The sequence below is a fragment of the Brevibacillus sp. AG162 genome, assembly GCF_006715575.1.
Classification (GTDB): domain Bacteria; phylum Bacillota; class Bacilli; order Brevibacillales; family Brevibacillaceae; genus Brevibacillus; species Brevibacillus brevis.
In genome coordinates, this window is the sequence record NZ_VFNO01000008.1 from 15,335 (window position 1) to 41,804 (window position 26,470).

Below are 26,470 nucleotides of genomic sequence, written 5' to 3' on the forward strand. Positions count from 1 at the left end.
GTTTATATTCCACTTCGCTGCTCACCTCCAGTTTCCGCTTTCATCATACAGGCTATTTATCGCTTTTACTATTGTGTTCATTGTAAAAAATTCGTAAAAAAAGGCTCCGCATCGATACGGAGCCTAAACCCTGCTATTCCATTCGAAATACCGGTCCTCTCGCCACGAACGGCAGATTACTCCCCTTCGGCAGCATGATGGCATGACTCCGGGTTACTTTGATCCGATCGCATTCCCCATCGGTAATGATCAAAATCGGTCCGTCCTTTGGAAAATCGGTTGCTTTCTCCAGCATGTCAATGCCCGGCTGCAGGATCGTTCCCCCGCGTCCTTTTACTTTGACGCGGCCTGCAATGTCCTCGGGAGAAAGGTAGCCCGCATCATACGCCTGCGCATCACAAAAGACCACGCGCGCATACGGAACATCTCGCGCTTCACTGTAGCTCACGATCGCCCCCAATGCCTTGCCGAGCAGCTTGGTATCCATCGAGCCGGATGTATCAATCACGACGCCAAACGTGCGTGCCAGCTGATCCGTTTCCCGAAAGCTCCAGGCAGGACGGGCAATATCAGGCGTAGAGGACTGTCTACGGCTTGCCCTTGCATAGGTGCGGCTCTTTTCCAACGGAGGAAAATGCTCGTCAAACCAACGGGCAAGCTGAACATCCCACGGAATCGGCGGTTGTCCCAAGGCGCGAATCTCTTCTACCAACCCCGCAGGCAAAAGCCCTCTCCCTTTCTCTTGGTGGTAGATCAAGCCTTGCGACATCGCATTGCGATAAAAGTCATCCAACGTCGTTCCCGGACCCTTTTCCCAAAAACGCGGATCGTCTCCATCCAGAATATCGCCCATCCCGATTCCTCGTAAGGTGTAGAGCTTGCGATACGTACGCATGTCCGTCACGATTCGATCGTAAATGGCCTCTGCCGAAAGTCCCTTCAAGTCTGGGTCGTACAGTCCGCCAATTTGCGGAAAACGTCCGACACCGAGCTCCATCAGCCATTGATTGATCACGTAATCGCAGCTGACATTCCAGTAATACGGGTCCCGGCCTTGGCAACGCTCATGGTGGCGAAGCCCTGCGTGCAACAGCTCGTGTGCCATCACGAATTTGCATTCCTCTTCATCCAAACCCGCCGCAGGATTGATGAAGATTTCGTTGGATGTTACATCAATGGCTGCCACCGAGATTTGCAGCCGCTGACAGATCTGTGAATCCTCGATAATCGTGAAATGACTCGCTAAGGAAGCCAGCAATGGATAATGATTGATGAACCAGCGCTTGGCCTTTTGTGCCTCAGACAACTGGTTCTCTTCATTCCCGAGAGCATCAGAATAGCCGCCCGCTACGCTGACAGCACTTTGCACAGCTTGCGCCAGCCCGATCCCCAAGAGCCGCTCCCACTTTACATCTCGATTGTAGGTGTACCGGACGTATTTATCCGCGAACAGCATATCTGCCTGTTTTTCTCCGCCCGTTCCAAACAGCTTCAAATGCTCTGGCACCCCGTGCTCTACGAACCAGTCATACAGCTCTTCTTCGCTCTTTCCCGATTTATCCAGCTCAAAGGCCATTTCAGCAGGAGGCCTCCCCAGCTTCATGTCTCTCAAAAAACGCGTAATATAGCAATCGCATGCGATGTTCCACAAAATCGGCTGCTCTTTTTCCACAAAATGTCCGAAGCCCAAATGCAGCAGCGCATGTGCGAGAACATAAATCCATTCCCCGACTTCCCCTCTGCGCTTCGGATGCGCGTACAAGCTGCCTTCCCGGGTCGCGACTACCCAACCGTTATCCGGACAAATACTTCGCTCGGAACGAATAAAGTGCGCTCGGGAGGACAGCGGACCAAACATCGGGTGATGACTCAAAAAATGGACGGCCTGCTCGTAATTTTGCGTCGACGGGTCGTTTTGAACTCCTCTGGCCATTGGCTATTTTCCCTTCCTGTCCATAGCCAGACGCGGTAAATCACGAATGACCTCCACAACGAACCAGTCTGGCAATCCGTCGCCATCCTCGTGCCGCGCGACTACCATTTGCGCCATTTCCAAAGAGATGGAAGAGAGCTCCTTCAAGAGAGCTTTCGCCCGGTGCGCGAACCGTTTATGCTGCTCCCCCAAGGAGGCTTTATCCGCTGGCAGTTCTTTTTTGATCTGCGAACGGAATGAATCGGACAGAAAATACAGTACGTCCCGATCCTCTGGAGCCGTAGGGAAAGAAGCCTCTCCCTCCAAAATACGGTTGAGCTGGTATTTGCCTTGAATGTTCTTGTGAAAAGCCCGAAATTGAGCAGCATGCTGTGGCGTCAAGCATCCGAAGGCCAGTACCCCCACCATCTCTGTCGTCAAGTTCTCACCGAATTCGTTCAGGGCATCTGAGAGCATGTGCCAGGAACGCGGAGTAGAAAACGGTTCCTCGCTCTTCGGTGGCTGCGACCACAAATAGTCCGGGCGCACCTCCAAAAATTGCAGCACGTAGGAATGGATGCCGTTGCTGTACGCCCAATTCATCCATTGTTCATACGAGACTAGCAATTGCACATGGAACATCCGGTTGATCAGAGCAGACGACATCGGTTTGACAATGGCGCTATCCTGCGCGCGGTTTCCTGCTCCAATCACAATAGACCCTTTTGGCAGATGGTAATCCCCGATTCTCCGCTCATGAATCAGACTGTAAAACGCCTTTTGCACTTCTTGCGAGCATGCATTCAATTCGTCAAGAAACAAGCAGTACGGTTCTTCTCGCGCAATTTGCGCAGGTGGGCAAAATCTGCTTTTCCCGTCTACGATCTGTGGGACACCGATAATATCCTCAGGTGCCAGCTGACTACCCAATAACGATACGCAAGGCAGGCCCACCTGCTCAGCAAACGCCTCGACAAGAGACGACTTGCCGATACCCGGTGCGCCCCAAATAAATACTGGACGAGCTACCGCAACGTTTAGCAGCACATCCATCAGTTGATTTTGCGTTACTTGAATTCCTAGATTCATTTCATAACCTCTCTTGTTTGATTGATTTTTGCAGCAATCTACCTCTTTCCATGATGGATTTCCATTGACTAGAGCGACCGTCACACCACAAATATTTCCTAATATTACAAGAAGATTGAATAACGGGCAAGAAAGAAAGGCACCGCATGGTAAACCGTGCCTGAATAAAAACAATAAAACCGACAATTCCCTTATGCATGATATCGGAATAGGATGAAAAGACATAAATAAAGGAGGACGTTTTATTTGTCTCAAGCAAATATCCCCAGCATTACACCGCTGTTTACCATTACACAAAGCCAAGTCGTAAACTTGCTACTCGCATCCTTCGCTTTGGAGGAACTTGGTTTAAGCCATATCATTAACGCAGAGGCAGAGAAGCTTCAATATGTCCTTGGCACGCTTCCAGGATTGACAGGTCCCCCTGCAACCATTAGTGATTTGCTAAACGTGAATTCCAGCGTAGTAAATACGCTCAGAGAGATCACAAAGAAAGACATTCTGCTGAACAACAAGCTGAATTCCGTATTAACAGCATCGTTTATTGCGAGTCAGACAGGACCAACGGGAGCCACTGGAGCGACTGGACTACCAGGAGCAACCGGACCAGGCGGAGTGGGAACAGGAACAACGGGTGCTACTGGCGCAACAGGAGTAGGCATAACGGGTGCGACAGGAGTCGGCTTGACTGGGGCGACCGGGGCAACTGGGGCGACCGGAGCTGGAGATACTGGAAGTACTGGTGTCACGGGGGCAACTGGCGCTACTGGTACTACAGGCGTTACTGGTACTACAGGAGCCACGGGTGTAACAGGCGCGACGGGGACTATTTCCAGTGTTTTCGGTAACTTCTGGCTATCCTCCGCTATCGATATTTCGCCAAATACGATCGTCCCGCTTAATGTATCGAATGCAGACAATTCACTTGGCTTTTTACTCGCTGGCGGACAAGTGACCGTACCTGCAAGCGGCATCTACCTCATCAGCTATCGTGTTACTACTGCACAGGAGAGTGAAGTGTCATTCATTATCAGGAGGAATGGCACCAATATTACGGGATCTGCTGGAACGTCAAGCAGTGCGGATAGTGCAGTGGATGGAAATGCATTCGGTATGGTTACCTCTTTCACCCGATTTGTAGCAGGAGACATCGTAGACATATTCCGTATGGGAGGTATCGCAGACCAGTTTTTGCAAAGCTTCGCAGACGGAACGACGACGGTGACCGGCTTCCTCACTTTAGTGAAGATTGCCGACTAAACCAAACATAAATCATTACGCCACTCGGAGCACAGCTACGACTCGATCCTGGCTGTCGTTGCGAGTGAAGCTCTTACTTCGGACAAGCTCGGCACTCCTCCTTATGTAACATTCCTTTTTTTACCACGTCACATAGGCAAAGGGGGAATAAAAAGATGAGAAAAATTGTGAAAACCAGTGGCATCACCATGTTGGTCGTATCCTTGGTCGGATGCAGCTCGAGCGAGCAGTTCGTATCAAGAAGCGAAAACGGAAACAAACCAGCAGCATCTGTTGCGCAAAGCCAAAACAATCAGGTAGCCTCCAGTCCAAGTCCTCCCAGCCAACTAGCTGATTACGCCCTGAAAAAATCGGCCGATCCCCTCCCCAATGACATGTACTTCAAAGATTACGGCACCAACCAATTTGTCACGACGACGAAGGACCGCCTGTCTACTTTTGCCGCTGATGTGGACACCGCCTCTTACACCATGATGCGCCATTTTATAAAAGACGGTACTCTCCCGCCAGCTGAAGCCATTCGGGTGGAGGAATTCATCAATTTCTTCCCCACTTCGTATCCCGCGCCTACCAATCAGACATTTGCGATCAAAGCCGATAGTGGCCCCTCTCCCTTTCAAAAAAATCTTCAAGTAGTGCGAATCGGGATCAAAGGAAAGGAATTAAGTGCAGAAGAGCGGAAGCCCGCTAATCTCGTCTTTGTCATTGACGTATCTGGCTCGATGAATCGGGAGAACCGATTAGAACTGGTGAAAAAAAGCTTACATGTCCTTGTCGATCAACTCCAACCTACAGATTCAGTAGGGATCGTCGTCTACGGATCAGAGGGACGCGTTCTTTTGCCCCCAACCTCTGCCGAAGACAAACACGCGATTTTATCAGCCATCGATGAACTGCAACCCGAAGGCTCCACCAATGCGGAAGAAGGGCTCGTGCTCGGTTATGAAATGGCGGCCCGTTCCTTCAAGCCTAGTGCCATTAACAGGGTGATTTTATGCTCCGACGGGGTGGCGAATGTAGGAGAAACAGGGGCCGAGGGCATTTTGCGTTCGATCGAGGACTATGCGCGAAAAGACATTTACTTGAGCACCTTTGGCTTTGGCATGGGAAACTATAATGATGTTCTGATGGAGCAGCTGGCGAATAAAGGAGAAGGCAACTACGCCTACATTGATACGTTTTCGGAGGCTCGCCGCATTTTTACGGAATCATTGACGGGCACCCTCCAAACGATCGCTCGTGACGTAAAAATTCAGGTGGAATTCGACCCTAAGAAGGTAGACTCGTATCGCTTGATCGGCTATGAGAACCGCGATGTCCGCGACAAAGATTTTCGCAACGACAAGACAGATGCGGGGGAGATCGGCGCTGGCCATAGTGTGACCGCTCTTTATGAAGTGAAGCTCGCTTCCCCTGCCCATGCAGATATCGGGACGGTTCGCGTGCGCTATCATCATGCCTCTTCCCAAAAAGTAGAGGAAATCTCCGAGTCTGTGAAGATGCAAAATGCCTTGTCTCCAGAAGTGGCGTTCCTTGCTGCTGTAGCAGAATACGGGGAAATATTGCGGGAGAGTCCGTATGCCGAAAGAAGCTCCCTTGCCGATGTACTCAAACTGGCGGAAGCCACAGCCACCGGAGAGGAACAGCTCGAATTTGTCCGTTTGGTTAAAGACAGCATGGCAATCAGCAGGAACTAATGCTTGTTCCTAGACTCTGGTGTCGCGCCTGTACCTCATCCAAATATAGACCATCAAGCCAATCGCCGAACCGATTAGCAAAAATGTGATGCCGTAATGACGTATATAAACGACGACCTTGAGCCACTCTTTCTCAAGCGCCTGTCCCAACAGTAAAAACGTGACACTCCAAAGAAATGCGCCGGCGTAAGCAAAAAAGGCGAATCGTCGAAACCCCATCGCAGAGACTCCTGCCAAATAGGCGGTAATATGACGGACGCCAGGCAAAAAATAGCCGATGAGCAACAGGTATGGACCGTACTTGGCAAACAGCTTTTGGGTCGACTCTATTTTTTTCGGTGTAATATGCAAGTACGGTCCAACCTTCAGAAGCAGCGGCAGTCCCCACTTCCATGCGATGGCATAGCTGATCGTTATGCCTACAGCCGCTCCCAAAAAGGCACTCAGCACCGTAAACGGCATGTGCAAAACACCGCGGGAAACCGCATAGCCAGCGTACGTCATTAGTACCTCATCGGGTATGGGGAGCCCTACAACACCAAGTGTGAGCGAAAAAAAGATGCCGACATATCCATATTTCATCAAAAAAAGATCCAGATGCTGCTCCACGGCTACCTCCAGTAATGTTGTCCTACTTCATTGTATTCTCTCCCCATTCTTTGGCATTCTGGCTTTTTTACAAAAATTCAGGCCAGGGCATATGGTATCCTAAAAAGATCTTATTTCCTTTTTCAGGTGACGCCATGAACTATATGGAACAAATAACATATGCCCTTTCTTTTATCGAAAAGCAGTTAACGGAAAAAGTAACACTCGATGAAGTGGCTTCAGCAGCCGGATATTCCAAGTACCATTTTCAACGGTTGTTTTTTCACGTGACAGGAGAAACTGTCGGCCAATACATTTCGAAGAGACGCTTGACCGAAGCTGCCAAAGCGCTGTCGCTCGAACAAAAGAGCGTGACAGAAGTCGCCTTTACATATGGCTTTGATTCCCACGAAGCCTTTACTCGCGCCTTTACGAAACGTTTTGGTCTGCCTCCTTCTGCACTTCGCCGATCAGGAAAAATGCCGCGGTACACCATGCTGGAACGTATCGAGCTACCTTATTTGGAAAATATTCAGCTGCAATCGATTGAGCCCGTCTACATCCCTGCCCACGAAGAACTGAACCTGGTAGGCTACTCCTCCACTACCCGTTCGACAACAGATATTGTCCATTGTTGGAAGCGTTTGGGACAGAAAATCTCCATGCAGAAAAACCAGAAGCGATATGGGGTCATTCGCTACCCGGATGCTTTCGAGCTTTCGTTAAGCTTTGCCTATTTTGCTGGCATACACACTACGGAGCATGTTGGTACAGACGGATTGGAATTGCTCACTCTGCCTGCATCTGGTTATCTTGTCTTCCCTCACAAAGGATCGGTGCAAAATCTCAAACTGACGTATCAATACATATACGGGAGCTGGATGACACACGCAGCCACATCCGACCAGCTTTATGCCCGATACGATTTTGAATACTACGACCACCGCTTTCTTGGAAGTGACCATCCTGATTCGCTTTGCTTCATATATATACCCGTTCTAGCCCGAGAATAGTTGATGGCAGTTCGCATTTTCGATCAAGTTTTCCTCGTTTTCCTGTCGTACGCTGGACATGTGAAAAGGAGTGAATCGAATGAAAGAACTGACCTATTTGACAGCAACGGAGATGGGCACATGGATTCGAGAGCGTAAAATAAGTGCCGAAGAAGCTACCCGGCATACCTTTAAAAGAATCGCCTCGCTTAATGGCAAAATGAACGCTATCGTCGCTTATGACGAGCAGGCTGCTCTCGAATCCGCCAAGCAAGCGGACAAAGAAATGGCGGAAGGCAATATTCGGGGGCCCCTTCACGGGGTGCCAATCACAATCAAGGATTCCTTTGCCACAGCCGGACTCCCTACTACTTCTGGCTTCCCCCCTCTAAAAGGCTACATTCCGCAACATGACGCAGCCATCGTCCGCAGACTGAAACAGGCAGGAGCCGTTTTGATTGGCAAAACGAATGTCTCTACTCTGCTCATGGATCTCCAAACAGACAACGATATTTACGGTCGGACGAATAATCCGTGGAATCAGGCGAGGACTTCGGGAGGTAGCAGCGGAGGCTCGGCAGCTGCGGTTGCCGCGGGACTTTCTTATTTGGATATCGGGAGTGACATCGGAGGATCGTTGCGCGTCCCCGCTCATTATTGTGGTGTATTCAGCTTGAAGCCGACAGAAGGAGCCGTTCCGGCAACAGGACACATGCCCGGCTTTGAAGGAATGTCTGATTATAGATCGTCTCGTCACCTGGCCTGCTATGGCCCTGTAGCCCGTTCGATCGAAGACCTGGAAGTGGCGTTTTCCATCATGAGTGGCGGAACCGGCAATGCTGGCTTGCCTCATGGACCACAAGTCTTGCCCCCTCCCCTAAAGGAGCAGCCCCTGCACATTCGCTGGATGGAGGAGCTGCCCGGCTACCCGACGAGTCGAGCCATTCGGGATCAGTTGCGCCGCTTCGTCAAAATGCTGGAGCAACAAGGGATGCATGTTGAACAAGTGACGGCACCGCCCTTGGATGTACGCAAAACCTGGGAAACATGGGGAAAAATCATCGACGCGGAGTTAAACTCAACGACGTCTCCACTCATTCGCGGTTTTGCTCATCTCATTACGATGCCGATTTATCGCCAGGTTCCCACGGCTACCATGCTCATCCCGTTGACGTTCAAAAACTACATGCGAGTCTTAACCATTCGGGAGCAGCTCATTCGCAGCTTCGAGCAATTCATGGCAGACTGTGACTTGTTCTTGTGTCCGGTCAGCTGCACGACAGCCTTTCCTCATATGGCAAAATCGAAAATGTGGGGCTACAAGCCGATATACACCAAACCGCTGTACGTAGACGAGAACCCGCAAAACTACTGGGCCGCTACGACTTTTTATACGAGTCTGTTTAATGTCACAGGAAGTCCGGTCGTGACGATGCCGATCGGTTTTGATGAGCAAGGTCTTCCTATCGGCATACAGTGTGTGGGCAAGCGATGGCGTGATAGGGAATTGCTACAGGGAGCGTCGAAATTGTATACGACCTGCCCAGAGTGGCGGGCACCTGAAATTTCTGTGGAGCCGCATTGAGAATAAAATATTCCAGCTCAGCTTGCATAAAGCCCCTTTCCCTATGAAGAAAACTACCAGTGCGAACCCCCATTTCTGGTAATGAGGAGGGGCTTTATGCTTCCATTATTGAAAAAGCGCCTGACACTGATCGTTTCCCTGCTTTGCATGACGCTTCACCTGTCCGGTCTATCGTTTGCAAAAGAGACAACAAACACTCCATCTGCCCAACAGTCACCTCTCTTCCAATCGAGGTCGTTTCTTCATTCGCAGGAGAGGCTTGCCTACTCGCTCGGCATTCAAGCATACATCTATGACTATCCATTAGTGATGTCCGCCAAAACAATGGAAGCCATGGTCAAAAACCGGGCGCCGATCAACCAGTTTTATTATGCGGACACACTCGCTTCCCCAACTTTTCGGGATATCGTGACGCCGAACTCCGATACATTGTATATGAGCGCATGGCTGGATTTGTCAGAGACCCCCGTCCACTTGACTGTCCCCGCCAATCCACAAAACCGCTACTATACCGTGAAAACCACTTACGGGAGTCAAAAGCTATACGCTGCATTTTACAAAGGAACAGCTTCCCAAGACGTCTGCTTTCTGGTCGATCAACGTCTATGACAACCAGCTGTTTTTAGCCAAAACAGCAGCCGATCGCGCATCGGTTCGCAGCAATACAGGAACACTTGCGTACAATCCGGATGGCTCCCTCGATCTGTATTTGCAACAGCAACCGCCCAAAGGCAAGGAAGGCAACTGGCTCCCGCTCCCTGAAGGCGAGTTTAATCTCGTTTTGCGGATATTTGCACCGGAGCCTGCAACGCTGGACAAACAGCACGCTTGGCCCGCTGTCATGGAAAGCAACCCAATACCTTAACACAACGAAAAAGGCACCGCCCCATCGTGAGCAGTGCCTTCTGTATTGAGTCTGTTACTTCTTCAAATCTTCAATGGAGTTGATCTCCATATAGGTTGGAACAGCCAAGCCCAGCTTGGTTCCTTGCAGATTCGGACCGAGGTCCTCTACGTCTTTCCCCAGCTTTTCCATGTAGTCAGCGTGCGTGGTTGGCAGCCAAGCTGCTACCATTCCATCCACATCGCCGTTCGATACACCGACCCACATTGGGCCAGCTTCTACTTGGCTCATTTCCACCTGGTATTTCAGCTTTTGCTCCAGAACCGTCTTCACCACATTTGTGCTGGCGATCTCAGAATCCCACGCGACGTAGGCGAGCGTCAATTTTTTGCCTTCTGCAGGCTGGATGCCTTCTACCCACTTGTTGACGGTAGCCTCATTGTTTTTCACCCATTCGGCTGCTGCCTCTTCCGGCTTTTTGCCGCTCTCGATATCGAGCATCACTTTTTCCATGTCCGCAGGTGTCCACGAAAACTTGTCGAGGAACGCATACGCACTTGGGTGCTCCTCCTTCAGTCCTTTGCGCACGATGGTATGAATCTGTTCATCCTTCCCGAAGACGCCTTTCGGGTCTTCGAGATATTTCATCTCGAACTTGGAGAACATCCAGTGAGGTGTCCAGCCAGTCACGATAATCGGCTTTTTGTCTTTGTAGGCTTGTGTCAGTGCTGCCGTCATCGCTGCACTAGAGCCCTCTACCAGTTCCCAATCTTTCAGATCGTAGTCTTTCATGGCTTTTTCCGTCGCTTTCATCAGACCAGCGCCCGGATCGATTCCGATAATTTTATGATCCACTTGTGCTCCAACGCTATTCGGTGCAGACGTACCCGCATTGCCCTCGGCAGGCTGATTTCCCTGCGGTGTTCCCGCGGTTGAACATCCTGCCATCACCATGCTGAGTCCGAGTGCGACTGCCAGCCCTTTCAAGGCGCCTTTTTTCATTTTCATGAAAACCCCTCCTACGCGTTTTTTCTCTTTCCAACACTTTGCGTGAGACGATCCAGCAGAATCGCCAAAATAACGATGGCCAGACCCGCCTCAAAACCTTCACCGATCTTGATCTGTGTCACGGCACGATACACGTCTGCCCCCAAGCCTTTCGCCCCAATCATCGAGGCAATCACGACCATGGACAACGCGAGCATAATGCTCTGGTTAATTCCGGCCATCATTGTCGTCTTGGCAATCGGCAACTGTACCTTCGTCAGCTTTTGCCAGTAGGTTGAACCGAATGCCTCAGAAGCTTCGATCAGATCGGCAGGAACTTGACGAATTCCCAGGTTGGTCAGCCGGATCGTCGGTGGCATCGCAAAAATGACAGAAGCGATAACCCCCGGTACTTTACCGAGCCCAAAGAAAAAGATGGCAGGAATCAAGTACACAAACGCCGGCATCGTCTGCATGAAATCAAGCAGCGGTGTGACGACCTTTTGCACGGAATCATTCTTCGCGCACCAGATACCGACGGGAATCCCGATAATCACCGAGATCAGCCCTGCCGTCAATACCAGCGCAAGTGTTTCCATTGAATGCTCCCAATAACCCAGATTCTGAATCAGAAGAAGTCCAATGAAGGTAAAAAGAGCAATTGCCACTTTGCCAGCCCGATAAGCCAGCAGCGTAAACAAAATGATCAGGACCCAAAACGGGATTCCTGTTAGAATCCACGAAAACAAGTCAACGGTTCCACCGATTCCAGCTGATATGAAGTCGAACAAGAAGCCCAAATTCTCTTCCAGTCCATCTACAATCGTTTCTACCCAACTGTCGAGCGGCAGCTTCGGAAATAGTTGATTTTGACTCATGATGGATTCACCTGCCCCTCTTCATTCGTTGGCTCTGGAACTTGTTGATTTACTTTTCCTGCCAACCCACCCAAGACGGCTCCTTTTACAATCACGCCCAGGAGACGATTTTGTTCCCCGATAACCGCCACGGGAATATCCGAAAACGCAACAAGGTCAAACATCTCATTGAGAAGTGTCTGCGGTCCGACAGTCGGTACCTCCGTTCGCAGCACGGATTCCAGCGACTGTCCTGCTTCCTTGGCTCCGTTTACCGCGTCTGCCGTCAGCACACCCAGCAATGTTTTTCGTTTATCCACCACGTACAAACTGGAAACACCGCGCTCACGCATCATTTGCAGTGCGACGCGAGGCCCTTTGTCCAGAGTGATCGTCTCTGCCCGCTTCATGACTTTTTCAGCGGACAATACCTTGGAACGATCCACATCTTCTACGAAGCGCTCTACGTATTCGTTTGCCGGATTGGTCATGATTTCTTCCGGCGAGCCGATTTGCACGATCGCACCGTCTTTCATCAAAGCGATCCGATCCCCGATCTTCAATGCTTCGTCCAGATCATGCGTAATGAAAATAATGGTCTTCTGCATGGTGCTTTGCAGTTCCAACAGCTCATCCTGCATGTCCTTGCGAATTAACGGGTCCAAGGCACTGAATGCCTCATCCATCAACAGCACATCGGGCTCATTCGCGAGTGCGCGGGCCAGCCCCACACGCTGCTGCATCCCGCCACTCAGCTGATCCGGGTAGCTTGCTTCCCAACCGCCGAGTCCGACGAGTGCGAGTGACTTTTTCGCTTTTGCCTCACGCTCGGCCTTTGGCATCCCTTGAATCTCCAAGCCGTACTCCGCATTTTCAAGTACCGTCCTGTGAGGGAACAAGGCGAACTTTTGAAATACCATGCCCAGTTTCTTTCTTCTTACATCCTGTAACTGCTCGGTGTTCATACTGACGATATCCGTACCGTCAATCAGGATTCTGCCTTCTGTCGGTTCAATCAACCGGTTCAACAATCGAACCAAGGTCGACTTCCCGCTTCCCGAAAGCCCCATGATGACGAAAATTTCGCCTGCATGCACCTCAAAACTCGCTTGATTCACCCCAAGGGTAAGACCCGTTTCCTTCAATATTTCTTGCTTGGTCTTCCCCTGCTTCACCTGGGACAATGCGCGTTGGGGTTGGCGTCCAAAGATTTTGGTCAAATTCTCTACTTTGATCTTGGGCATATGTTCACCTCCAACTTTTACGCCCGGCATCCGGACTGTTCTTTACCCTTACAATTGTAACCAGCCATTTTTTTTACCTCAAACTGGGTGAGGCATGATAATCCGCCATTTTCAGCGTTCAGAAAAAACTTTACGTACTTTACTTCCTGTATTCTCAGTTTATCACGTATATACTGTACAATATCTCCATTTACTTTTTGCTTTTGGAGACGTACAATTCTAGTCAGGTTACTATGACTAGAGGAGCTGCTTTTTTCAAAATGGATACCAATCAGGAAAAAATCCTCGAAAAAGCTCAGGAACGCGTGATTGAAACGCTGGCTCGCAACATGGATCTGTATGGAATTACCATGTCAACGGGACTGCTGTATGGCACATTGCTCTTTCAGGACAAGTCAATGACACTCGATGAGATGGGCGAAGCACTGGGCATGAGCAAAACCAGCATGAGCACCGGCGTCCGCACATTGATGGACTTAAATATGGTAGAAAAGATATGGAAAAAAGGGACACGGAAGGATCATTACGAGGTCAATCTGGATTGGTACCAGAACTTCATCGACCTCTTTTCCGTGAAGTGGAGACACGCCTGTGAACATAATGTACATGCGTTGAAAAAGTCGCTCCTTGAGCTTCGCGCTCTCCAGCAATCCGAAGAGCTTACGGAAGAAGTCAGTGAGCGTGTGGAACTTAGTATCAAGCGCATTGAAAATGGGTTGGAATATTATTTGTGGCTGTCCCGTTTGATCGACTCCTTCGAATCACATGATATCTTTCAGTTTGTACCGAAAAAGGAAAATGAATCATAAGAAGTTCGCGATCGAAAAAGACTCGTTCCTTCCAATAGGAATGAGTCTTTTTTGTGGTACAATTATCCAGAGCGGATTCACGCTCTTCTATGATGAAAGGAGTGGTCAGTTATGAAAAAGGACATGAATCAACGTTCTTATAAAGCTGTGCGTGTACCAAACAACCAAAAAGGGGAACACCAACACTAGCCCCCTTTCACTTAGGAGGAAATGGATTGATTCGAAAAACAGCTCTACTGATTATTGATGCGCAGGTAGGTATTATCGAAGGGCAATTTGGTCCTGTTTTTCAGCCGGCTACACTTGTCCAAACATTGAAAAAAGTAAGAGAAGATGCCTATAGCAAGGATATTCCTGTGCTGTACGTTCAGGATGCGGATGTCGGAGAAGTCGGTTCGGACGACTTTGCCATTCATCCTGAGATCGCCCCTCTGCCATCAGAAACGGTGATTCAAAAACTGGCGACAGACTCGTTTCACGGAACAGACCTGCACGAAAAGCTACAAGCACTCGGGATTAACCACCTCGTCATCATGGGCTGCAAAACCGAGTTTTGTATCGACAGCGCCTGCCGCAAAGCGACGACACTCGGCTATGATGTGACGCTCGTCAAAGACGGGCACTCTACATCGGACAGTAAGGCCCTGTCAGCGGAACAAATCATCGCCCATCACAATACGTGCTTGCATGGATTGGGAAATATTGAGCCATTTATTTTGGTGCGGGAATCAACAGAGGATGTCTTCGCGCCTACCCATGATTCTTACCGCTAACGTTTTGCTGAACTTCTCGAAACCGTCTCTTCAGGCGGTTTCTTGTTTTGTCCTACTTACGATTGGACCTTGCTATAATAGAAGAAACGAATCTGCCTATCGAAGGAGAAACCATGTCGACTACTATCGCTATACCAAGATTGGGCGTAGGAGCTGTCATCCTAAACGACAAGAATGAGCTTTTGCTGGTTTTACGAAACAGAGATCCAGAGAAAGATACGTGGAGCATTCCCGGGGGAAAAGTTGATCCCTATGAACAACTGGAGACGAGTGTCATCCGTGAAATCAAAGAAGAAGTCAATCTCGATGTCGAGGTAAAGGCCCTGCTGTGCACCGCAGAAACCATCCGCCCGGAAAGTGCCGAGCATTGGGTTTCGGTCATTTACGAAGTCACAATCCTGAGTGGAGAAGCACGCAATTTAGAGGAAGGCGGGGCGATTGGAGACATGCGCTGGTTTTCACTCGATGCACTTCCGTCGAATCTGGCTTGCTTCGCCGTACCAGCTATCGAGCATTTGCAAAACCGGAACCGTTCATGAAAAACAAAACGGACAGTTGCCCATGTGGCCTGTCCGTTTTTTCTTGAAGAAGATTACTCCCCTTCTTTGATAATCTCTTGCACTCTGCCCACTTGTCCATCCGTCAAACGAACCTTGATTCCATGTGGATGTGTACTGGAATTCGTCAGGATATCCTTGACAATCCCACGGGTGCGCTTGCCCGTGCGTTGGTCCTGTTTCAATACAATGTCTACTTCAAGACCCGCTGTGATGTCTTTTCGGTTTTTTCCGTTCATTTTTCCCTTCTCCTTTTTTCGTTCTATGTCCCACCTATGATATAATCGACAAACAAATCCATCTCACCGGAGGAATCCATGCTTACTTTTGAAGAAAAACTAGCGATTATTGAATCTTTTCCACAACTGACTCGGAATGACGTCTCCCTGAAACGGGTTAATTTTCATTATGAGGAAAGCCTTCATGACAAAAAGACAGTCGTCTATCATCTGCATCCGAACGGCAACGGCTTTGTGTTTGCCGCGTTTTTGAAGGGCTACCAAAAAGACGACAAGGGCTATGTCAACATCCGTGATTTCTCGGCGGACGAGCTGCGCAAGGTAGTCGAGGCTTCGATCCAATCCCTCTCCGTGAAACGTGAACCAGCTCCAAAAGCTACGAGTGCAGCTGAACAATTGGAGCAAACATGGATTGACAAGCAAAACCGCACGCTCTTGCTGCAACAGGAAGACGCGCTGTGGAACGTATACCATGGGATGAACCTGGAAGCTTCCTTTGAATCGTACGTGGAAGCGGAGCAGTATTTGATTGAAGAAGGATTTTCCCTGCAACAATAAAGTCCTTCCTCCTCCCTGCTACATGTACCATACCAAATCGTAGACGTTTTGATCAAATTGGCGCAAGCGATCCGACTGCTTGCGCCATCCCAACACAGGGGGACGATGCGACATGATCAAGTACAGAGATACACTTCTTACAAATATCCATAAACAGATTGAGACGTGGTATGCCCAGAAGTCTCCCGTCTCTCATGAAGAGTTATATCGCTTTCTTCATTCGTTGAAGGGGACATCTGGGACAATTGGATTGACCGACTTGTCTGATCTGTCTCAGATCCTTCTGGATCGAATGGATGACATGCCTGTAAAGGAATGGTCGCTCGGTGAATGGCGAGTGTTTTTGCAAGAGTTGATCACCTTATGCTACGAACAGCGATCCGAACCGGAAGTTTTCATCGAGAACTCCACTCTTCAACGGGAAACCCCTTGTGAGCAACAACCTTTGGTCCTCATCCTGGATGATGACGTCACCCTGCTTATGTATCTAAAGGAATATTTAGAAAAACGCAATTGGTCTGTTATCGCAACGGTCTATCCTCATAAGGCTCTCGACTATTTTCACGACATGAATCCTGACTGCTTCATTCTGGATTTGAACATCCCGGAAACAGGCGGCTTCCAAGTGATGCAGACGATCAGCGAAAAAATAAAGAAGCAATACGTGCCTACGACCATCATCAGCATCGATTGCGAACGGGAGACCCGTCTGAATGCCTATCGTTTGGGCGCAGATGACGTCATGTGCAAACCGCTTGATATGGAAGAGCTGGTCGTACGCCTCGAACGCCAGCTTCGCCGGAAGCGCTGGATGAACAGTATCTTGTTTTTGGACGAGCTTACGGGTGTCAACAATCGCAATTCTTTTGTTGATACGTACCAACGGCTTCTTTCTGATGCCCAGCGAACCAACACCCCCTTCTCACTGGCATTTTTGGATATCGATTTTTTCAAAGGGGTCAATGATACATACGGGCATCTGATCGGCGACGAGGTGCTCACTCGTTTTGCCGCTTTCATCGGGCAGAGCGCCGAAAAACAGGATGTATTATTCCGGTACGGCGGAGAGGAATTTATCCTGTTGATGCCGCGTACGAGTGTACAAACAGGAAAGATGCGCCTGGAGCAGATGCTGTCTGCTTTTTGTTCGCTTGCGTTCGAAGCTCCTGAAGGAACGTTTTCTTTGAGCTTTTCCGGTGGAATCGTACAAGTAGATGAACCTCATAAACCGCATACGTATTGGGTAGAAGCTGCGGACACGGCTTTGTATGCTGCGAAAAATGCGGGGCGGCGCCGGATTGAAACCGCTCAAATCACAGAGACGCATGACTCTCCCAAGGTAAAACTGAAGGTCGCCATTATTGATGATGATCCGATGATTCGCGTGATGCTGGCCGATTCCATCCAAACCAGTTTTGACGGTTGGATGCACGTCGACATCCAGACTTACGAAGAAGGAGCAGCTTTCTTCGACTCCACCTGGCATCAGGGACAAGAGCCATATCTCGTCATTTTAGACGGGATGATGCCACAGATGGATGGCCTCGAGGTTCTCCAGAAAATCCGGAATTTGCCGAATGCCAAGAAATATACGGTGATTATGCTGACAGGTCGTACTGAAGAGCAAGACATTGTCCGAGCCCTTCAGCTCGGTGCTGACGACTATATGACCAAGCCATTTCGTACACGCGAACTGGAGGCTCGCATTATGCGACTGGTTAAGCGAATGTTGTAAGGAGGTAGCAAGATGGCAACAATTATGCTGGCCGAAGACGAAGCCGTGTTGCGCATGTTGATTGGCGACACGCTCGAAGACGAGGGACACGAGCTCGATATCGCTTGCGATGGAGAGGAAGCCCTGCAAAAAATCGGTCAAAATGAGTACGACTTGATTATTTTAGATTATATGATGCCAAAGCTGACAGGCTTTGAAGTATTGCAGCAGCTCAAACAGATGGACGATAAAAAGACAGTCAAGGTCCTGATCCTCTCGGCAAAAAGTCAACATGCCGAACAGGAGAAAATGCGTGCAGCTGGTGCCGATGACTTCATGCCAAAGCCCTTTAGCCCGATGGACCTTGTCCGGAAAGTAGAGGAAATGCTCGCATGACCGGGTTCTGGGCGTTTATCAGAAAAAGCATCACCCGTCGCTTCATGGCGATGATGCTTCTTTTTCTGTCACTGTTGATTGCGGGCGCTTCCATCGTTCAATATTTGAATAGCAACACATTAACCCAATATCAGACGGCGATATACCATACCAAGGAAAAACAAAATTTGGTCGCAGACATCGCTGAGCACACGAACCAAATCTTTTTTCGCGCAAGGGGTTATTACGCTTTTTTGAGCCCATCTGAGTACAATGAGTTATTTCTTGAAAAAAAGAAGCTGGAACAAGCGCTGGATAATTTTAAGAAGCTTCCGCTCAATGATGAGGAGCAAGCGCTTGTCGCTTCGATCGAGTCTTTCTTCACGAACTTTTTCGCCAATGTGTTTCCTACTTTTTCGAGCTATGCAAAGAACGGAGACTTTGAATCCCTGCGAAAAGCTTCGGCCAGTGGCGTGAATCAGGAAGTAAACAACTTGCTTACATACGCCGGGCGGTATCAGGAAGAGCACGATCAGCTTTTATATACGAGAAACCAACTACTGTTCGAAGAGCTGTCACAGCTAAGCACCTGGTTTCTCGTGTACTCGCTGATGGTGCTGGTGATCATGGTGGCAGTCACCATTCAAACCACACGGGATATCGGCAGGCCGTTGGTTCGTCTATCCGAAGATGCTGAACAGTTTGCCAATGGCGGTACACCTCTTTTGCAGGATTTGAACAGGATTGACGAAATCGGCAGGCTCTCCCGCTCCCTCGACTATTTGATCAGGCAAATTCAAGCCAAAGAAGAAGTTCTCATGGCACAAAACGAAGAGCTACAAGCCCAGCAGGATGAACTGATGATGCAGCAAGAAGAGCTGCAAGAAGCAATGGGCAAGATGGAGGATAACGAACGGTATTTGGAAAAGAAAAACCGTTTCATCCTCTCTTTGTCGAATACGTTGGATAAAGGTGAGCTGCTTTCCAGTATCATTCGCAATATAACCGAGGTCATGGATGCCGATAAAGGTGTCATCGTCATGCTGAACACTGACAGGGATGCAGCCAGTTTTGGCGTTTCCCAGAACGGTCTGGAGCAATTGCGCAAAGGATTGGATGATGGTCCATTCGTGCGAACCAGGGAAACGGGCCTGCCGTATGTCCTGATGCGTGAAAGTACTGACGCTGAGCGCGGCTACACAGAGGAAATGTCACAAACATGTGAGCTTTACCTCCCAGTATTAGATGCCCAGCAGACAATCGTTGCATGTATCATCCTCTCCCGTATCGGTCGAAAATTCACGAATCAGGAGCTACAAGTCATCATCGGAATCGCCAAGCAGATTTCCTTGGCATTCGATAAGCTCGCGATGTTTGAAGAGACGGAGCGTCAGCGGAAAATGACACAGGATATGCTCGATTCTGTACAAGAAGGCATTCAGCTCATTGATCTGGGTGGAGAAACGCTGCAAGTAAACCGGAATTTCTGTGAGCTATTGATCTACGACAATCAGCTCGCTTCGCAAGGATTTGACTTGGAACAGTTCCTTTCCCATCTACAGAGTCGAACCTTAGAACCCGATCGGCTGATTCAGTATGTCAGAGCAGTCGTTTTAGACGAAGGCGCCATTCCTTCAGGTAGTATTGTGTTTCAGATGACCGGGCCGGAAGTACGCTATATTCAGCTCTATGCAGAGCCTCTGTTCCGGAATCAGGAGAAATGGAGTACCTTGCTCGTTTATCGTGACTTTACCAAGGAATACGAGATCGACCAAATGAAGTCGGAATTCGTCAGTACGGTCAGTCATGAGCTGCGTACTCCTCTCGCCAGTGTGCTCGGCTTTGCGGAGCTGCTATTAACGAAGGAGCTCAAGCCCGAGCGTCAACAACGGTATTTAGCGACCATTTATCAAGAAGCGACCCGCCTGACTGCGCTAATCAACGATTTCTTGGATTTGCAACGCATGGAATCCGGGAGACAGACGTATGAGGTAGAGAACGTTGCGATTGATCAAGTGATTCAGGACATTTTCGGACTTTATCAAGTCCAGTCCCCTCTCCATAGATTCGAACTCGATTTGCAAACGGAGCAAACCGTTGTTTATGGCGACCAAGCCAAGCTGCGTCAAGTATTTGTGAATCTAATCAGTAATGCCGTCAAATACTCTCCACATGGCGGCCATGTCCGGGTGAGCTGTCGCCAAGATGGGAACCGCTTGCTCGTGGAGGTCCAGGATGAAGGGCTAGGCATTCCTTCCGAAGCTATCCCTCATCTGTTTACCAAATTTTATCGTGTTGATAACTCGGATCGCCGCGAGATTGGCGGTACAGGACTGGGACTCGCCATTGTTCAGGAGATCGTCCATATGCACCATGGAGAAGTTGCCGTTACGTCCGAATCAGGCAAGGGTAGTACATTTACAGTTACCCTTCCGCTGGCTGAGCACGCCTTGTCCCCTGACTATCCTGCGGGAAGTGAGGAGGCAGTCTCTCCAACTGGTCAATGCAATGGAAACGTTGTGATCATCGAGGACGATTTGAACCTAACCGAACTGTTGCGTGATGAGCTGACGAGTTCTGGATTCCGTGTCAATTCCTTCTCTACAGCTTCTGAGGCAGTAGCAGCAATCGAGGAGCTGCGACCGGATGCTGTCGTGCTTGACCTTATCTTGAAGAACGGCGAGAGTGGTTGGAAGGTCATTGAGGAAATACGCAAAAACCCGGATTTACGGACCATTCCAATCGTGATCTCCAGTGCTTTTGAGGAAAAGAAAAAGGCATTTGATCTGGGGGCAACCGGCTATCTGATCAAGCCTTATCATCCAGATACCTTGTCAAAAGCGATTTTGCTGGCCATCACGAATCATGAAGCAACGGGACAGATCTTCATTCCCGATGAACAGTAAAGATGACCATGGACAAAAGAGGCTGCGGTTATGAAAGCGCGGCCTCTTTTTTTACCTTCTACCAAAGAAAATCTTGGTATATTCATGCGCTTTCCATCACACATTAATAGAGGTTACTTTGTGCACTTTTGCCCTGCAAAGGAGGAGTTCATGTGTATTTCTCAAAAAAAGCAGTCGTTCCAATCGAAGAAGAGGAAACAGATGTATGGACGTGCAGTAATGAGGGCTGTACGTGCTGGATGAGAGATAACTTTTCCTTTGATAAGAGCCCGAGCTGCCCCTTTTGCCATTCCCGTATGGTAAAAGACACGCGCATGCTGCCAGTCATAACTAATCACAGCAGCAGGCGGAACTCTTGAGCCCTTCTTTTCTTTTTTCTTGCGGGTATTCTTCCTCTTCTCTACAATAAATTCATGACGTACGAATGTTAGAGGAGTATGCCCATGAACCGAAAAGAGATGGAAGATCAAGTGATTCAAGCCTACCAGCGCGACGAGGGCATGATGATTCTCGTTTTTGCCCAATGGTGTGTGAATCACGGTCTAGATGCACGCGAATTATACCGTCGCGCTTATCCCGCTCAAGGGGAAAATACGTTACTCGCTCAAATGCTGGACAATACCGTTCCCAAAGAAGAAGCAGAGGACATTCCTGATGCGACTCTCCTTGGTGTATTGTCGCTGTTTGGCAATGACGATTTGGCGTTTGTGGTCAGTGAGACCATCGATGAAATGAAAAAGAATCCGAAATAATGCTGAAAGCCATACTCGTGCGAAAGCTGCGCACTCGGGTGTGGCTTTCTTTCTTTTTTTCCCTTTCCAAAACTCCCCTCCCCTGTCCAAATACGAATCAAAGAAAACTTTATTATCATGAAACCATTCACAGTTTATTGTTTGAGCGACAACGTCAGCCGACAAACGATGAAATGGAGAATATCGAAATGTATACAGATTCAAAAATCTTGAAATCTCTGTTTTACATCCAGCTCTTCTCAAGTTTTCTCGTTGTAGTCGGTCATTTCACGGCTTCTGCCCTTTCGTTTACGGATCCATTTTGGATCGTGGCCCTCAATCAGATCAGTCGCTACGGCACGGTCCTGTTGACGATCGCCACCGGTTATTTGACTGCTTATTCTTTTGAAGCCAAGAGCCCTACTGCTCGCGAGTTTTTTTCAGGGAAGCTCCTGTATATTTTTGTCCCGTATTTAGTATCTGGCGTCCTGTACCATTACTTGTTGAAAAAAGGAATGCCTCATACTGCCCAGGACTTCACAAACATTGTTCTCGGCAAAACAGGTGATCATCTGTACTTTGTGTTTATGATTTGCCAGTATTACGTTTTTGCCTATCTGTTTCGCCATGTAATCACGAAGCGCAACATTTTGTATGTCATTTGGATTCTGCTCGGTATTCAGTACGTGTACATTAATTTCATCCATCAGGGCTGGTTCGGGCTCACCACGCGTCACATGCTCCCGAGCTGGATTTTTACCCTGTACATGGGGCACGTGTTGTATTGGTACCGTGAATCGATTCTTTCCTTTTTGCGAAACAACCGCTCCATCCTGACGCTGATGACGGGTGTTTCCACTGCGGCTGCGATGTTTTTTGTTGTCTCAAACAAGCTGTATGTGGCTGTGCATTTGACTTTTGTGTTCGCCACGCTTCTATCGTTTCTCGTGCTCATGGTCTTCTTTCTGGAACGCGTCGATCGTTTGCACATCAAGTTTCGAAAAGGGCTGACGTATTTTATTTTCTTGTTTCACTCTGCTTTTTTGATCATGTTCAAAGATTATCTGTTTGCGAAATACGGCGAGGTCGCTTGGCTGTTTGAAAACACGTGGTACTCTCTCTTGTACTTGCTCCTCATTATCGGGTGCAGTTGTCTGTTGGCGCTCATGCTGGTCTGGCTGGTAAACAAACTGGAGCGTATCTCCAAAACCATACGACAAACACGCAGGCAGCTTCACGCTAGCGAATAAACAGCTTTTTCACAAAAAAATGACCTATTCATGGTGCACGTCTGTATCGATCGTGCCTTCATGAATAGGTCGTTTTTTGTGGCATTAAATATGATGGCTCATCGACATCGAGCCACTCGTACACGTGTCGCAGGGCTTGAATTGCATGGAAAATTTCGTCTGCTGATCAGTAGACTCGCACGTAATCGTTCCTCCATGCCGCTCAATGATTTCTTTGCAGACGTATAAGCCAATTCCAGTACCGAGCTCCTTCGTCGTGAAAAACGGTTCAAAAATAACCGAAAGCAGGTCAGGTGGAATTGGCGATCCATTGTTGGAAACGGTAATCAAGGAACTGTCAGGCGTTTGGGACACCTCAATGACAATCTCCTTTTCGCCTGTTTTTTTATGTAACGCATCCAGCGCATTGGAAATGATGTTGATAAACACCTGCTTCATCTCATCCTTGTAGCCTTTTAGTTGAAAGGTAGGATCGATACTGCATTTGATATCCACATTCACGTCAACGATATTCGGATAGAGGAAGGAAAGAATCTCATCGAACAACTCCCAAACGCTAAAAACCTCCATTTGCTTATAGACCGCTCCCTTTTTCGAGACCAGCAAAAACTGCGAAACCCGGTAGTTCAATTGCCGCAGCTCATTTTCAATAATCTCTACGTAAGGGAGATTCGGATAATCTTCTTTTAACAAACGAGAGAATCCCATAATGGAAGTAAGCGGATTCCGGAATTCATGGACGAAGCTGGATGCCATTTGTCCCAGAATCGTGAGCCTGTCTTTGTGAGAACGCTCGATAAATAGCTTCTTCTCTTCCAAATCGCTGTCTTTGAGGTCGGTGTATTTGAAAACAGCGTGTACCAAAAAGACATCAAAGCATTCGTTTATTTTTAATAAGGCAGGCATTAAAGCGGCAGGCGTAAACGGACCTTTTTGGAGAAGATCGATAACCATTTCCCGGCCCATGCACACGTTGGAAACGAAATCGCCAATGTTGGTCTCTGCCCGGTTTCGTTCATATGCGACCTTGTAAGCCAATTCTTTAATATCCTCAAGAGTGATTTCCGAACGAAAATATTCAATAACCATACGATACAGTGCTTGCCCATTCAGATGGATCAATCCTTTGTATTGATCACTGTCCGAAACGGCAATTCGTCGCTTGAATTCTTTCACGATCGTTGCCTCGTGCTCGTCCAAATATACTGCCAAGTCATCCATCGGCATCTATCCCCACTCCGAATAATAGGCAAATCCCCTTCCAACCTATTATACTACCATCACCGTTAATTAACTAAATATTTTTACTAGTTGAACAAAAAGAAATGACAAGGGGAAAGGAGCTACTTGTCATCGTAGCTCCTTTTGCTTACTACGTGCTTATTTTTATAATCGTCAATGTCGCTCCAGCCCCTGTAAGAAGGGTAGCGGTTCCCAATAATCCAAACAGTTGCAGCGTGATTGTGGCTCCAGCGGTGAGAGGGGCGATGACGGTATTATTGAACGATGAAAGTGATAAAGTTGGTGAGATGATGGTTGGTGTGTATGGCGTCCCATTTATCAAGATCCTCGAGCTAACCAGTAATGCAGCTGTTGTATTGATGGAATACGAAATCAGATAGTTGCCAGCCGACGGAACCGTAAATACGGTATTGGCGCCATTCACGGAAATGCCACCTGCTAACACCTGGTTGTTCGGTAGAGGGATATTCGTTCCTCCTAGGATTACTGCTATGAGAGATCCTGAGGTATTGGCTCCGAAGGCGTTGATGTTGGTGAAGACTGTACCGGTTGCTCCGGTTGATCCAGTTGATCCGGTCGCTCCGGTCGCTCCGGTTGTTCCGGTCTCTCCTGTTGCTCCGGTTGCCCCGGTCTCTCCAGTTGCTCCGGTAATTCCGGTGGCTCCTGTCGCCCCCGGTGCTCCCGTCTCTCCTGTTACTCCAGTAATTCCGATGGCTCCAGTCTCGCCCGTTGTTCCAGTTGATCCTGTCTCTCCGGTTACTCCGGTGGCCCCGATCTCTCCGGTTGTTCCAGTCGCTCCGGTTACTCCAGTGGCTCCCGTCTCTCCGGTTGTTCCAGTCGCTCCGGTTGTTCCGGTTGTTCCGGTTGTTCCGGTTGTTCCGGTTGTTCCGGTGACTCCCGTTGATCCGGTCTCTCCGGTTGTTCCAGTGGCCCCCGTCTCTCCTGTTGTTCCAGTCGCTCCGGTTGTTCCGGTGACTCCCGTTGATCCGGTCGCTCCGGTTGCGCCGGTCTCTCCGGTTGTTCCGGTTGTTCCTGTTGTTCCGGTTGTTCCGGTTGTTCCGGTTGTTCCTGTCGCTCCCGTTGCCCCGGTCTCTCCCGTGGCTCCAGTCTCTCCCGTGGCTCCAGTCTCTCCTGTGGCTCCAGTCTCGCCCGTTGTTCCAGTTGATCCGGTCTCTCCGGTAATTCCGGTGGCTCCGGTTAATCCAGTGGCCCCGATCTCTCCTGTTGTTCCAGTGGCTCCGGTTGTTCCAGTGGCTCCCGTCTCTCCGGTGGCTCCAATCTCGCCCGTTGTTCCAGTTGATCCTGTCTCTCCGGTTACTCCGGTAATTCCGGTGGCTCCGGTTGATCCAGTGGCCCCGATCTCTCCTGTTGCTCCGGTTAATCCGGCCTCTCCCGTTTCTCCGGTTGTTCCAGTAGCTCCCGTCTCTCCGGTTGTTCCAGTGGCTCCCGTCTCTCCGGTTGTTCCAGTGGCTCCCGTCTCTCCGGTGGCTCCGGTAATTCCGATGGCTCCGGTTGGTCCAGTTGGTCCAGTCTCTCCCGTTGTTCCTGTCTCTCCTGTTGTTCCAGTGGCTCCCGTTGATCCGGTCTCTCCGGTGGCTCCGGTGGCTCCAGTCTCTCCTGTCGCTCCAGTCTCTCCCGTTGCTCCAGTAATTCCGGTGGCTCCTGTCGCTCCCGTTGCTCCCGTCTCTCCGGTTACTCCAGTAATTCCGGTGGCTCCAGTCTCGCCCGTTGTTCCAGTTGATCCTGTCGCTCCGGTTACTCCGGTAATTCCGGTGGCTCCGGTTGATCCAGTGGCCCCAGTCTCTCCGGTTGTTCCAGTAGCTCCGGTCTCTCCGGTTACTCCAGTGGCTCCCGTCTCTCCGGTTGTTCCAGTGGCTCCGGTTGTTCCCGTTGTTCCGGTTGTTCCAGTGACTCCCGTTGATCCGGTCTCTCCGGTGGCTCCGGTAATTCCTGTCGCTCCAGTCTCTCCCGTTGCTCCGGTTGATCAGTTGTTCCGGTTGTTCCGGTTGTTCCGGTTGTTCCGGTTGTTCCGGTTGTTCCGGTTGTTCCTGTCTCTCCGGTTACTCCAGTGGCTCCGGTCTCTCCGGTTGTTCCTGTCGCTCCAGTCTCTCCCGTTGCTCCGGTTGATCCAGTTGTTCCAATTGTTCCAGTTGTTCCTGTCTCTCCGGTTACTCCAGTGGCTCCGGCCTCTCCGGTTGTTCCAGTGGCTCCCGTCTCTCCTGTTACTCCAGTAATTCCGGTGGCTCCTGTCTCACCCGTTG

General features: G+C 49.4%; 24 protein-coding genes and 1 pseudogene. 16 read left to right on the forward strand and 9 right to left on the reverse strand.

The genetic code is table 11. The features are described from left to right. Positions 1–133: 133 nt before the first annotated feature. The gene (locus FB479_RS21745; RefSeq protein ID WP_142066681.1) at positions 134–1,933 is read right to left on the reverse strand and encodes a vWA domain-containing protein; all 1,800 of its coding nucleotides are present in this window, start codon (positions 1,931–1,933) and stop codon (positions 134–136) included. A gap of 3 nt (positions 1,934–1,936) precedes the next feature. After that, positions 1,937–3,001 (reverse strand): AAA family ATPase, encoded by a 1,065-nt coding sequence (locus FB479_RS21750; protein WP_142066682.1) that lies wholly within the window; start codon positions 2,999–3,001, stop codon positions 1,937–1,939. Positions 3,002–3,247: 246 nt separating this feature from the next. Between FB479_RS21750 and FB479_RS21755 the strand changes: the two genes are divergently transcribed. Both FB479_RS21755 and FB479_RS21760 read left to right on the forward strand, forming a co-directional pair. Then, positions 3,248–4,261: an alpha-helical endospore appendage domain-containing protein gene (locus FB479_RS21755; RefSeq protein ID WP_142066683.1), complete on the forward strand. Its 1,014-nt coding sequence runs from the start codon at positions 3,248–3,250 to the stop codon at positions 4,259–4,261. 155 nt (positions 4,262–4,416) lie between these two features. Next, positions 4,417–5,958 (forward strand): vWA domain-containing protein, encoded by a 1,542-nt coding sequence (locus FB479_RS21760; RefSeq protein WP_142066684.1) that lies wholly within the window; start codon positions 4,417–4,419, stop codon positions 5,956–5,958. A 9-nt stretch (positions 5,959–5,967) separates the two neighbouring features. Here the strand turns inward: FB479_RS21760 and FB479_RS21765 are convergent, their stop codons facing one another. Further along, positions 5,968–6,579, reverse strand: a complete 612-nt coding sequence (locus tag FB479_RS21765; protein ID WP_142066685.1) for a DedA family protein — start codon at positions 6,577–6,579, stop codon at positions 5,968–5,970. A 131-nt stretch (positions 6,580–6,710) separates the two neighbouring features. Between FB479_RS21765 and FB479_RS21770 the strand changes: the two genes are divergently transcribed. The 4 genes from FB479_RS21770 (at position 6,711) to FB479_RS31005 (ending at position 9,988) form a co-directional block, all read left to right on the forward strand. Continuing rightward, positions 6,711–7,559, forward strand: a complete 849-nt coding sequence (locus FB479_RS21770) for a helix-turn-helix domain-containing protein (protein ID WP_255438499.1) — start codon at positions 6,711–6,713, stop codon at positions 7,557–7,559. A gap of 79 nt (positions 7,560–7,638) precedes the next feature. After that, a complete protein-coding gene (locus tag FB479_RS21775) occupies positions 7,639–9,123 on the forward strand; it encodes an amidase (protein ID WP_142066687.1) in 1,485 nt (494 codons plus the stop codon). A gap of 96 nt (positions 9,124–9,219) precedes the next feature. Next, a complete protein-coding gene (locus FB479_RS21780) occupies positions 9,220–9,732 on the forward strand; it encodes a DUF1254 domain-containing protein (protein WP_255438500.1) in 513 nt (170 codons plus the stop codon). Further along, the gene (locus FB479_RS31005; protein ID WP_255438548.1) at positions 9,671–9,988 is read left to right on the forward strand and encodes a DUF1214 domain-containing protein; all 318 of its coding nucleotides are present in this window, start codon (positions 9,671–9,673) and stop codon (positions 9,986–9,988) included. The genes FB479_RS21780 and FB479_RS31005 overlap by 62 nt, the downstream gene beginning before the upstream one ends. 54 nt (positions 9,989–10,042) lie before the next feature. On the opposite strand, the gene FB479_RS21785 is transcribed toward FB479_RS31005, so the two are convergent. Genes FB479_RS21785 through FB479_RS21795 form a run of 3 tightly spaced genes read right to left on the reverse strand, consistent with a single transcriptional unit; the run spans position 10,043 to position 13,055 of the window. Continuing rightward, positions 10,043–10,969 carry a glycine betaine ABC transporter substrate-binding protein gene (locus tag FB479_RS21785; protein ID WP_106657372.1) on the reverse strand — a complete coding sequence of 309 codons (927 nt, stop codon included), beginning with the start codon at positions 10,967–10,969 and terminating at the stop codon, positions 10,043–10,045. A 17-nt stretch (positions 10,970–10,986) separates the two neighbouring features. Next, positions 10,987–11,832 carry an ABC transporter permease gene (locus FB479_RS21790; RefSeq protein ID WP_106657352.1) on the reverse strand — a complete coding sequence of 282 codons (846 nt, stop codon included), beginning with the start codon at positions 11,830–11,832 and terminating at the stop codon, positions 10,987–10,989. Then, positions 11,829–13,055, reverse strand: coding sequence for a quaternary amine ABC transporter ATP-binding protein (locus tag FB479_RS21795; protein WP_106657351.1), 1,227 nt, complete (start codon positions 13,053–13,055; stop codon positions 11,829–11,831). Before FB479_RS21795 ends, FB479_RS21790 begins: the two co-directional genes overlap by 4 nt. Positions 13,056–13,315: 260 nt before the next feature. Here FB479_RS21795 and FB479_RS21800 point away from each other — a divergent pair, with 260 nt between their 5' ends. From FB479_RS21800 to FB479_RS21810, 3 genes are all read left to right on the forward strand, one after another. Further along, on the forward strand, positions 13,316–13,864 hold the full coding sequence (locus tag FB479_RS21800; RefSeq protein WP_088909459.1) for a GbsR/MarR family transcriptional regulator: 549 nt from the start codon (positions 13,316–13,318) through the stop codon (positions 13,862–13,864). A gap of 215 nt (positions 13,865–14,079) precedes the next feature. Next, positions 14,080–14,637 carry a cysteine hydrolase family protein gene (locus FB479_RS21805; protein ID WP_106657350.1) on the forward strand — a complete coding sequence of 186 codons (558 nt, stop codon included), beginning with the start codon at positions 14,080–14,082 and terminating at the stop codon, positions 14,635–14,637. 113 nt (positions 14,638–14,750) lie between these two features. Beyond that, entirely contained in the window at positions 14,751–15,176 is a 426-nt protein-coding gene (locus tag FB479_RS21810; RefSeq protein ID WP_106657349.1) for an NUDIX domain-containing protein, read from the forward strand. 53 nt (positions 15,177–15,229) lie between these two features. On the opposite strand, the gene FB479_RS21815 is transcribed toward FB479_RS21810, so the two are convergent. Next, entirely contained in the window at positions 15,230–15,433 is a 204-nt protein-coding gene (locus FB479_RS21815; protein ID WP_142066688.1) for a YwbE family protein, read from the reverse strand. 78 nt (positions 15,434–15,511) lie between these two features. On the opposite strand from FB479_RS21815, the gene FB479_RS21820 reads away from it, so the two are divergent. From FB479_RS21820 to FB479_RS21850, 7 genes are all read left to right on the forward strand, one after another. Beyond that, complete coding sequence (locus FB479_RS21820; protein ID WP_142066689.1) at positions 15,512–15,991, forward strand: hypothetical protein; 480 nt, start codon at positions 15,512–15,514, stop codon at positions 15,989–15,991. A 112-nt stretch (positions 15,992–16,103) separates the two neighbouring features. Continuing rightward, positions 16,104–17,726, forward strand: coding sequence for a response regulator (locus FB479_RS21825; RefSeq protein ID WP_142066690.1), 1,623 nt, complete (start codon positions 16,104–16,106; stop codon positions 17,724–17,726). A 12-nt stretch (positions 17,727–17,738) separates the two neighbouring features. Continuing rightward, a complete protein-coding gene (locus FB479_RS21830) occupies positions 17,739–18,101 on the forward strand; it encodes a response regulator transcription factor (RefSeq protein ID WP_106657345.1) in 363 nt (120 codons plus the stop codon). Then, positions 18,098–20,986: an ATP-binding protein gene (locus tag FB479_RS21835; protein WP_142066691.1), complete on the forward strand. Its 2,889-nt coding sequence runs from the start codon at positions 18,098–18,100 to the stop codon at positions 20,984–20,986. The genes FB479_RS21830 and FB479_RS21835 overlap by 4 nt, the downstream gene beginning before the upstream one ends. Positions 20,987–21,138: 152 nt before the next feature. After that, the gene (locus tag FB479_RS21840) at positions 21,139–21,345 is read left to right on the forward strand and encodes a cold-shock protein (RefSeq protein ID WP_106657343.1); all 207 of its coding nucleotides are present in this window, start codon (positions 21,139–21,141) and stop codon (positions 21,343–21,345) included. Positions 21,346–21,429: 84 nt separating this feature from the next. Next, positions 21,430–21,738: a hypothetical protein gene (locus FB479_RS21845; RefSeq protein WP_016741286.1), complete on the forward strand. Its 309-nt coding sequence runs from the start codon at positions 21,430–21,432 to the stop codon at positions 21,736–21,738. A gap of 188 nt (positions 21,739–21,926) precedes the next feature. Next, positions 21,927–22,967, forward strand: a complete 1,041-nt coding sequence (locus tag FB479_RS21850) for an acyltransferase family protein (RefSeq protein WP_142066692.1) — start codon at positions 21,927–21,929, stop codon at positions 22,965–22,967. 84 nt (positions 22,968–23,051) lie between these two features. Here the strand turns inward: FB479_RS21850 and FB479_RS21855 are convergent, their stop codons facing one another. Both FB479_RS21855 and FB479_RS21860 read right to left on the reverse strand, forming a co-directional pair. Continuing rightward, the gene (locus tag FB479_RS21855; protein WP_106657341.1) at positions 23,052–24,194 is read right to left on the reverse strand and encodes a sensor histidine kinase; all 1,143 of its coding nucleotides are present in this window, start codon (positions 24,192–24,194) and stop codon (positions 23,052–23,054) included. Positions 24,195–24,339: 145 nt separating this feature from the next. Next, positions 24,340–26,470: pseudogene (locus FB479_RS21860) on the reverse strand (BclA C-terminal domain-containing protein); the annotation flags it as partial.